The organism is Novosphingobium sp. AP12 (assembly GCF_000281975.1).
Classification (GTDB): domain Bacteria; phylum Pseudomonadota; class Alphaproteobacteria; order Sphingomonadales; family Sphingomonadaceae; genus Novosphingobium.
The window spans coordinates 1-8,648 of the sequence record NZ_AKKE01000041.1 but is presented as its reverse complement, the minus strand read 5'-3'; the positions used below and the strand labels follow the sequence as shown (position 1 = coordinate 8,648).

Below are 8,648 nucleotides of genomic sequence, written 5' to 3'. Positions count from 1 at the left end.
TAAGGCGCCCCCCTACTCGATTTGGTCCGGCGTCGAGGCGTTCTTTCGACAAGGTAACTTGTTCCGTCCGCGATAGCGACTAGTCTGTCCCGCTACCGGGTTCGGGGGGACTTGATGCGTTTCAGGATGGTGATGGCGATTGCGGCGGCGTGGCTCTGTTCGGGGCTCGCTTCCGAGACCCGGGCCGAGACACCGTGGCTCGAGGCGTCGAGCGAGCACTTCGTCATCTACGCGCAGGACAGCGAACGGGACATCACCCAGTTCTCGCAGCAGCTCGAACGTTACCATGCCGGCATGGCCTTCGCGCTGGATTCGAAGATGCCCGTGCCGAGTCCTTCGAACCGCGTCACCGTCTACGTCGTGCGGACCGCCAAGGAGGTGCGCCAGCTATACGGTGGCGACAGCAAGTATCTCAATGGCTTCTATGTACCCAACGCCGGCGGATCCTTGGCGATCGTACCCACGGTGGATTCCGGCAACGGCGCTATCACCATGTCGATGGTGGTACTGCTGCACGAATACGCCCACCATTTCCTGATCTCGTCGAGCTCCATGTCGATGCCGCGCTGGTTCAGCGAGGGTGCGGCCGAGTTCTTCGCGTCCAGCAAGTTCGAGCAGGACGGCAGCGTCTGGCTGGGGCGTCCGGCCAACCACCGTGCTGGCGAACTGTACTATGCCGCCGACGTCAAGGTGGCGGACCTGCTCGACCCCACGGAATACGACAAGCGAAAGCACACGAGCTATGACGCCTTCTACGGCAGAAGCTGGCTGCTCTACCATTACCTCACGTTCGACACGGTCCGCAAAGGCCAGCTGACGCGCTACGTGAACTTGCTGCGCGAGGGGAAAGGTCAGCGCGCTGCCGCTGTCGAGGCCTTCGGCGATTTCGACGTCCTGCAAAAGGAGCTGGACCGGTATCTGGCCAAGCGGCAGATGACGGCGCTCAAGCTGGCGGCCGACAAGGTGCCGATCGGCGCGGTGGCGATCCGGCCGTTGTCGGCCGGTCAGGCGGCGATGATGCCGGTCCGCATCCGCTCAAAGCGCGGCGTCACGCCGGAGGACGCCAAGACGCTGCTCGCACAGGCGCGCAGTGTAGCGGCGCGCTTCCCCGCAGATGCCGCTGTTCTCGCCGCGCTTGCCGAGTGCGAGTACGATGCCGGCAACGACAAGGAAGCCATCGCCGCCGCGGATGCGGCGATCACGATCGACCCTTCCCAGGTCAACGCCTATGTCCAGAAAGGGCTGGCGCTGTTTCGTGCCGCTCCCGAAGCGGACGATACGAAAGCCGCCTACAAGGCCGCTCGCGCGCCGTTCATCGCGCTCAACCGGATCGAGAACGATCATCCGTTGCCGCTGGTGTACTTCTACCGCAGCTTCGTCGAGCAGGGCGAGGAACCCACTCCTCTGGCACTGAACGGACTGATCCGGGCCACCCAACTGGCGCCGTTCGACCTCGGCCTGCGCATGAACCTGGGACAGGCTTTGCTGCACGCGGGGCGCCCGGAAGATGCCCGGACCATTCTCACGCCCGTCGCTTACGATCCCCACGGCGGCGGCGGCGCGGACTATGCGCGCAGGATGATCGAGCGGATCGACAAGGACCCGAGCTGGAAAGGCGAGGGAGGCGTCGGCGAAGACGACGAGGAAGTCGCGGAAACCTCAGCGGGCAGCTGATCCGGGGCGGGTCCTGCCCCGCCGCGCGGCTTCTCAGGCCGAGAAACGCGCCGCGCGGTCGGCAAGGCGTTCCACTGCCGCTGCGTGGATGCCCGTCGAGGCGACCATCACCCCGAAGGCGCGGGGGTCGTGCTTGTTGTAGTTGAGCGGCTGGCCGAAGGCGTCGGTCACGACGGCGCCTGCCTCACGCGCGATCAGGCCGGCGGCGGCGATGTCCCATTCGTAGCCCCAGCGCAGCGTGGTGAGCAGGTCCGCCTCGTCCGCTGCGACCATCGACATGCGCAGCGCGATCGAGTTGGGCTGGTCGACCAGCTGGAGGTCGGCATCCTCGGGCGCCAGCTTGTGCGCGGGGACGCGGGCCCCGGCGAGCGATTCGCGGTGACTGGCGACAAGCCGCTCGCCATTGCGCCAAGCGCCCTTGCCTGCCTCGGCGAACCAGAACTCGCCGCCGTCTTCGCGTTTCCTGACGGGCGCATAGAGATAGCCGAGCAAGGGGCGGCGCGTGTTCACCAGAGCCACGGAGATCGCCCAGCCGGTCCGCCCGCGGATGAAGTCGCGGGTGCCGTCGATCGGATCGACCAGCCAGACGAGTTCGGTCCCCTGGCGTTCGCGCGTGTCGACCGTCTCTTCCGAGAGCCAACCTGCCGCAGGAAGCAGCGCGCGCAGTTCGGTCTTAAGGTATTCGTCCACCGCAAGGTCGGCGGTGCAGACCGGGCTGCCGGGCGTCTTCTCCCACGATTCGAGGACATGGCCGTCACCCGGCCAGCCGGCCAGCGCAATGCGCCCGGCCTCGCGGACTATGGCTTCCAGTCTGTCTCGATCAATCATGGGCCATCTTTCGATGCTTAATTGCTATTGCGAACTCGTATCAATTCAATGCGATCAATTTGTCGTCCGCTATGCATTTGCGCAGGCTCCGGGACTTTTCAAGCCGGCAGGGATGTGCTTAGGCGGCGGGGCAAAACTATGGCTACGGCGCCTTCCCAAGGAACCTCCAGCAGAAAGCGATTTGAGCGATGAACATTCACGAATATCAGGCCAAGGAACTGCTCGCGAAGTATGGCGTGGGTATCCCCGCCGGCATCGCCGCGCTGACCGTAGAGGAAGCGGTTGCCGCCGCCAAGCAGCTCCCGGGGCCGCTCTACGTCGTGAAGGCGCAGATCCACGCCGGCGGACGCGGCAAGGGCAAGTTCAAGGAACTTAGCGCGGACGCCAAGGGCGGCGTGCGCCTCGCCAAGTCGATCGAGGAAGTCGAGGCTTTCGCCAAGGAAATGCTCGGCAACACCCTCGTCACCATCCAGACGGGTGATGCCGGCAAGCAGGTGAACCGCCTCTACGTGACCGACGGCGTCGACATCGAGAAGGAATACTACCTCTCGATGGTCGTGGACCGCGCTTCCAGCCGCGTCGCCCTGATCGTCTCGACCGAAGGCGGCATGGACATCGAGGAAGTCGCCCACTCGACCCCCGAGCGCATCACCACGATCACCGTCGACATCGCCTCGGGCTTCCAGCCGCACCACGGCCGCGCCGTCGCCTTCGCGCTGAAGCTGACCGGTGAGCTCAACAAGCAGGCCCAGAAGATCTCGAAGCAGCTGTACGAGGCCTTCGTCTCGCTCGACTGCGACATGCTCGAGATCAACCCGCTGGTGGAAACCAAGGACGGCAACCTGCTCGTCCTCGACACCAAGATGAGCTTCGATTCGAACGCCCTGTACCGTCACCCCGACGTGATGGAACTGCGCGACGAGACCGAGGAAGATCCGGCCGAAGTCGAAGCCTCGAAGTACGACCTCGCCTACATCAAGCTCGATGGCGACATCGGCTGCATGGTCAACGGCGCCGGCCTTGCCATGGCGACGATGGACATCATCAAGCTCAACGGCATGTTCCCCGCCAACTTCCTCGACGTCGGCGGCGGCGCCAACAAGGAGAAGGTGACCGCGGCGTTCAAGATCATTCTCGCGGATCCCGCCGTTAAGGGCATCCTCGTGAACATCTTTGGCGGCATCATGAAGTGCGACGTCATCGCCGAGGGCATCGTTGCCGCGGCGAAGGAAGTGAACCTCTCGGTTCCGCTCGTCGTCCGTCTCGAAGGCACCAACGTCCAGCAGGGCAAGGACATCCTGGCGAACTCCGGTCTTGCCATCGTCCCCGCCAACGACCTGGGCGACGCGGCCAAGAAGATCGTCGCGGAAGTGCAGAAGGTCGCCTGATCGGCACCTGAGCGCTTCGTGCTCACGATCACTTGACGAATACGCAGACGGCGGGGGTTTCGCGACCCCCGCCGTTTCTGCATGGTCGCTCCGCAACTCTGCAGCGTAGCTGAGCTTTCCTGCCCCCAAGCGCTTCCCGTTTCGGCGGGGGTTGACGGGGCGGTAAAGGGACGCGATAGCTCGCCCCAACAGTTTTAATCGCGCGGTTAAATCCGGCGTCCCAGCAGTGAGAGGACAGATCGCAATGAAGATCCTCGTGCCCGTAAAGCGGGTGATCGACTACAACGTGAAGCCGCGGGTCAAGGCCGACGGCACCGGCGTTGACCTTGCCAACGTCAAGATGAGCATGAACCCGTTCGACGAAATCGCCGTCGAGGAAGCCATCCGTCTCAAGGAAGCCGGCAAGGCCGAAGAGATCATCGCGATCTCGGTCGGGCCGACCAAGGCCCAGGAAACCCTGCGCACCGCGCTCGCCATGGGCGCCGACCGCGCGATCCTCGTCGAGACCGACGCCGAGGTCGAGCCGCTGGCCGTCGCCAAGATCCTCAAGGCGATCGTCGCCGAAGAGAATCCCGGCCTCGTGATCCTCGGCAAGCAGGCCATCGACGACGATTCGAACCAGACCGGCCAGATGCTCGCCGCGCTGCTCGGCCGTCCGCAGGGGACTTTCGCCAGCAAGGTCGAGATCGACGGCGATTCTGTTGCCGTTACCCGCGAGGTCGACGGCGGCCTCGAGACGGTGAAGCTCTCGCTTCCCGCCATCGTCACCACCGACCTGCGCCTCAACGAGCCCCGCTACGCTTCGCTGCCCAACATCATGAAGGCGAAGAAGAAGCAGCTCGATGTGAAGAGCCCCGCCGACTACGGCGTCGACATCACCCCGCGCCTCAAGACCCTCAAGGTCTCCGAGCCGCCGGTACGTTCGGCCGGTATCAAGGTCGCCGACGTCGATGCGCTCGTCGCCAAGCTCAAGGAAATGGGAGTAGCCTGAAATGAAGACTCTTGTTTGGGTTGAGCACGACAACGCCTCCGTCAAGGACGCCACCCTCGCCGTCGTCACCGCCGCCTCGAAGCTGGGCGAAGTGCACCTGCTCGTCGCCGGCTCGGGCTGCCGCGCCGTCGCCGACGAAGCGGCCAAGATCGCGGGCGTGGGCAAGGTCCACCTCGCCGACAACGCCGCCTACGAGCATGGCCTGGCCGAAAACGTCGCCCCGCTCGTCGCCGAGCTGATGGGCCATCACGACGCCTTCGTGGTGCCCGCCACCACCACCGGCAAGAACATCGCGCCGCGCGTCGCAGCCCTCCTCGACGTGATGCAGATCTCGGACATCCTCTCGGTCGAGGGCGACAAGACCTTCACCCGTCCGATCTACGCCGGCAACGCCATCGCCACCGTCGAATCGAGCGACGCCAAGCTGGTCATCACCGTGCGCGGCACCGCCTTCGCCAAGGCCGAGCCCACCGGTGGCTCGGGCGTGGTCGAGGACGTCTCGGGCGCCGGTGACGCCGGTCTCTCCAGCTTCGTGGGCGCAGAGCTTGCGAAGTCGGAGCGCCCCGAACTGACCAGCGCCAAGATCATCGTTTCCGGCGGCCGCGCGCTGAAGGACGGCGAGACGTTCGAGCAGATCATCATGCCGCTCGCCGACAAGCTCGGCGCCGCCGTCGGCGCATCGCGCGCCGCCGTGGACGCGGGCTACGTGCCCAACGACTACCAGGTCGGCCAGACGGGCAAGATCGTGGCTCCCGAAGTCTACATCGCGGTCGGCATCTCGGGCGCGATCCAGCACCTTGCAGGCATGAAGGACTCCAAGACCATCATCGCCATCAACAAGGACGAGGACGCCCCGATCTTCCAGGTCGCGGACATCGGCCTCGTCGCGGACCTGTTCACCGCTGTTCCGGACCTCACCGGCAAGCTCTGAACTTGCCGCAAGGCCGCGGACAAAAAAGCGAAGCCCCGGTTGGTGACAACCGGGGCTTCTGCTTGTCAGCACACTGAATTGCCGCTTTATTTCCGGCAGATTTCCCCCTGAGGACATGCCGATGCTGCGACTCGTACTCATGCCTGCCGCCCTGACCGCCGCCGCCCTGTCCACCCCGGCGCTGGCCGAGACCAGGGTGGTCACCGCCACTTCGCCCTGGAAGGTCGACCACACCGGCAACGCCTGCCACCTGCAGCGCGGCTTCGGCACGGCCGAGGAGCCGGTGCTGGTGCAGATCGAGCAGCTGGCACCGGGCGACTACTTCAATTTCACCGCCGCGGGCCGCCCTTTCTCGGGCATCACCGATACCACCAGGGTGACGCTGTCCACCGGGCCGGACGGCAAGCCGATCAGCACGCGTTTCACGCTCGGCGACATGCAGGCCGGCAATGGGCAGAAACTGACGACGCTGTTCTTCATGGGCACCACGCTCAACGGCCACCCCGAAGGCGACGTCCGCCCCGCACCCGTCACTGAAGAGCGGGCGGCGCAGGTCACCTCGCTGATCGTGAGTTGGGGCGGCAAGGGCGTGCAGATCGGCACCGGCCCGCTGGGCAAGGCGCTCGCCGCGATGGATAGCTGCACCGAGGGACTGGTGAAGTCGTGGGGCCTCGACCCCGTGCAGCAGGCGTCTCTGTCGCGTTGGCCCAAGCCCCTGACCGACCCCGAAACCTGGCTCCCGCGCGGCAGCTATCCCACCGACCTCGCGCGCGAAGGCGAGCAGTCGCTGGTCGACGTGCGCCTCATGATCGATCCCACCGGCGCCGTCAGCCAGTGCCAGGTCGTCAACGGCTTCAACGAACCGCGCTTCGCCAAGGTCACCTGCGACAAGATCAGCCAGCGCGCGAAGTTCGAACCCGCGCTTGATGCGGCGGGCAGCCCCGTGGCGTCCTACTCGGTGCGCCGGGTGAAGTGGGTGGTCGACCGCAAGGCGCGTATGCCCCAGCAGCGCAAGCGGTGACCTTGCGGCGACCCTACAAGGCAACGGGCGCGGCGATGGCGGTCGTTCTCGCCACGCCGATGCCCGCCTGTGCCGACGAAATCGTCCTGGCCCCGTCCACGTCGTGGACTCTCGACGCAACGCCTTCGGGGTGCGCGTTGCGGCGCTCGTTCGGAGCCGGGTCTCCGCCCGTGTTCCTCGAAATGCAGCGCTTTGCACCGGGCGACGGTTTCCAGCTGATTGCCAGCGGCGACGAGCTGAACTGGATCAAACCCGGCATTCGCCTCTATGTGAAGTACGGCAGCCTGCCGCACCACGACGAGCCGGTCTCGTTCAAGTCCGGTGAAACCGCGCGCGAGGATCGCAGGCCGATCCCCACGATATTCGCGACATCGAGCCTCGGCGACGAAGACAGCGAGGAGGGAGGCGAGGAGGGAGGCGCCGAGGTCACGCCCCGGATGGAGGCGCAGGTCAGCGAGATCACGCTGCAGCGGCCAGGCAAGAGCGTGATCCTCAAGACCGGCCCGCTCGACAAGCCTTTTGCCGTCATGCGGCAATGCACGGACGCGCTGCTTAAGACCTGGGGCCTCGATCCTGCCGTGCAGAACAGCCTGTCGCGGCGGGCTGTCCCGATCAATATCCGCCGCTGGGCATGGGCCATCAAATATCCGACGGTAGCCGCGATGGGCGGCGAGCAGGCGCGCGTGAACTTCCGCATGCTTGTGGGGGCCGACGGCAGCCCGACCGACTGCACGGTGCTACGCTCGTACAACGACCGCTCCTTCGATGCGGTGGCTTGCAGATCGCTGATGAAGGTTGCCCGATTCGAGCCCGCGCTGGATGCGGCCGGCAAGCCGGTGCCCTCATTCTACTCCAATGCCATTGTCTGGAGCACGTCTTAGGGCATTGCCGGACACGCGAAAACGCCCGCTGGCGAGCGCGGGCCTAACGCCGGGAAAATACGCGAGATCCGAGGGGTGACATCGGGTCGGCGTCAAGGAGCGCCCATGCTGTGGGCTGCGAGTTTTATGCCTTGCGAGCGAGCGCCGGGTAGAGGCAAGTTTCAGCCCGGCTTGACCTGTAGTTCCATAGATCGGTGCTTCGCTGCGATGGGGTCCGCGTCGAGCACAGGCGAGGGGACTTCCGGGAGACTATTCCGCGACTGATGGGAATAGCGGGCCAGAGCCACGATGACCGATCCGTTCGGACGCATGGACTGCGCTGGTAGCGGCTTGAGAGCTCGCAACCCGTTGCCCATGACACCGACCCGATACACCGTTTCGCCGTGTACCTCGGCTAGCGGATGTCGCGGCGTATAACCTAAATGGTTCGTATTGTCAAGCGTCCCGTTCCGTCATCCCGGTGGAGGCCCCCGCCCAGCGCATCGAATTTCCGCGAGACGACCCTGTTTGCCAGCCTGCGCCACGGTGACGGTCGTGTCAGAACACCTCGCCGACGCCGAAGTAGACGGCCGAGGAATCCTTGCCGATCGCGAAGTCGAGGCGCAGGTTGACGCCGGTTTCCTTCGATGCCCGGTAGCGCAGGCCCATGCCGGTGCTGGGCAGCATCTTGGTGTTGTCCAGATCGCTCAGGCTGGAGGCGATGCCGCCGATACCGGCGAACCATACCGCGCCGAACTTCTCGCTCAACTCCTGGCGCCATTCGATCTGCGCCGCCCACGATGCGCGGTCGCGGTAGCGGCCCATCTCGTAGCCGCGCAGGTCGCCGGACATGCCGTAGAGGCACAGGTCGTAGAACGGCCCGCCCTTCGACGCCGCGCAGAGCCCGCCGTGGATGGCGAGCGTGCCGGTGGAAGTGGCGGGGAAGTAGCCGTTC

General features: G+C 65.4%; 8 protein-coding genes. 6 read left to right on the top strand and 2 right to left on the bottom strand.

Translation table 11 applies throughout. The features are described 5' to 3' along the window. The first annotated feature begins 114 nt into the window (after window positions 1–114). Entirely contained in the window at window positions 115–1,674 is a 1,560-nt protein-coding gene (locus PMI02_RS08025) for a DUF1570 domain-containing protein (protein WP_157222437.1), read from the top strand. Between the two features lie 33 nt (window positions 1,675–1,707). Here the strand turns inward: PMI02_RS08025 and PMI02_RS08020 are convergent, their stop codons facing one another. Further along, window positions 1,708–2,502, bottom strand: coding sequence for a 3'(2'),5'-bisphosphate nucleotidase CysQ (locus PMI02_RS08020; RefSeq protein ID WP_007681298.1), 795 nt, complete (start codon window positions 2,500–2,502; stop codon window positions 1,708–1,710). Between the two features lie 188 nt (window positions 2,503–2,690). Between PMI02_RS08020 and sucC the strand changes: the two genes are divergently transcribed. The 5 genes from sucC (at window position 2,691) to PMI02_RS25830 (ending at window position 7,714) form a co-directional block, all read left to right on the top strand. Further along, the gene (sucC, locus tag PMI02_RS08015; RefSeq protein WP_007681297.1) at window positions 2,691–3,890 is read left to right on the top strand and encodes an ADP-forming succinate--CoA ligase subunit beta; all 1,200 of its coding nucleotides are present in this window, start codon (window positions 2,691–2,693) and stop codon (window positions 3,888–3,890) included. Between the two features lie 244 nt (window positions 3,891–4,134). Further along, the gene (locus tag PMI02_RS08010) at window positions 4,135–4,881 is read left to right on the top strand and encodes an electron transfer flavoprotein subunit beta/FixA family protein (protein ID WP_007681296.1); all 747 of its coding nucleotides are present in this window, start codon (window positions 4,135–4,137) and stop codon (window positions 4,879–4,881) included. Window position 4,882: 1 nt separating this feature from the next. Beyond that, a complete protein-coding gene (locus PMI02_RS08005; RefSeq protein ID WP_007681295.1) occupies window positions 4,883–5,812 on the top strand; it encodes an electron transfer flavoprotein subunit alpha/FixB family protein in 930 nt (309 codons plus the stop codon). Window positions 5,813–5,933: 121 nt separating this feature from the next. Beyond that, window positions 5,934–6,833: an energy transducer TonB gene (locus tag PMI02_RS08000; protein ID WP_007681290.1), complete on the top strand. Its 900-nt coding sequence runs from the start codon at window positions 5,934–5,936 to the stop codon at window positions 6,831–6,833. A gap of 35 nt (window positions 6,834–6,868) precedes the next feature. Further along, complete coding sequence (locus PMI02_RS25830) at window positions 6,869–7,714, top strand: energy transducer TonB (protein WP_007681289.1); 846 nt, start codon at window positions 6,869–6,871, stop codon at window positions 7,712–7,714. Window positions 7,715–8,251: 537 nt separating this feature from the next. On the opposite strand, the gene PMI02_RS07990 is transcribed toward PMI02_RS25830, so the two are convergent. Then, window positions 8,252–8,648 (bottom strand): BamA/TamA family outer membrane protein (locus tag PMI02_RS07990; RefSeq protein ID WP_007681286.1); only part of this gene is annotated, 397 nt, incomplete at its 5' end.

What these genes read in the sequence shown, in the direction of transcription:
- PMI02_RS08025 (WP_157222437.1), top strand. Translation starts at nt 115, where the DNA reads ATGCGTTTCAGGATGGTGATGGCGATTGCGGCGGCGTGGCTCTGTTCG.
- PMI02_RS08020 (WP_007681298.1), bottom strand. Translation starts at nt 2,502, where the DNA reads ATGATTGATCGAGACAGACTGGAAGCCATAGTCCGCGAGGCCGGGCGC.
- sucC (WP_007681297.1), top strand. Translation starts at nt 2,691, where the DNA reads ATGAACATTCACGAATATCAGGCCAAGGAACTGCTCGCGAAGTATGGC.
- PMI02_RS08010 (WP_007681296.1), top strand. Translation starts at nt 4,135, where the DNA reads ATGAAGATCCTCGTGCCCGTAAAGCGGGTGATCGACTACAACGTGAAG.
- PMI02_RS08005 (WP_007681295.1), top strand. Translation starts at nt 4,883, where the DNA reads ATGAAGACTCTTGTTTGGGTTGAGCACGACAACGCCTCCGTCAAGGAC.
- PMI02_RS08000 (WP_007681290.1), top strand. Translation starts at nt 5,934, where the DNA reads ATGCTGCGACTCGTACTCATGCCTGCCGCCCTGACCGCCGCCGCCCTG.
- PMI02_RS25830 (WP_007681289.1), top strand. Translation starts at nt 6,869, where the DNA reads ATGGCGGTCGTTCTCGCCACGCCGATGCCCGCCTGTGCCGACGAAATC.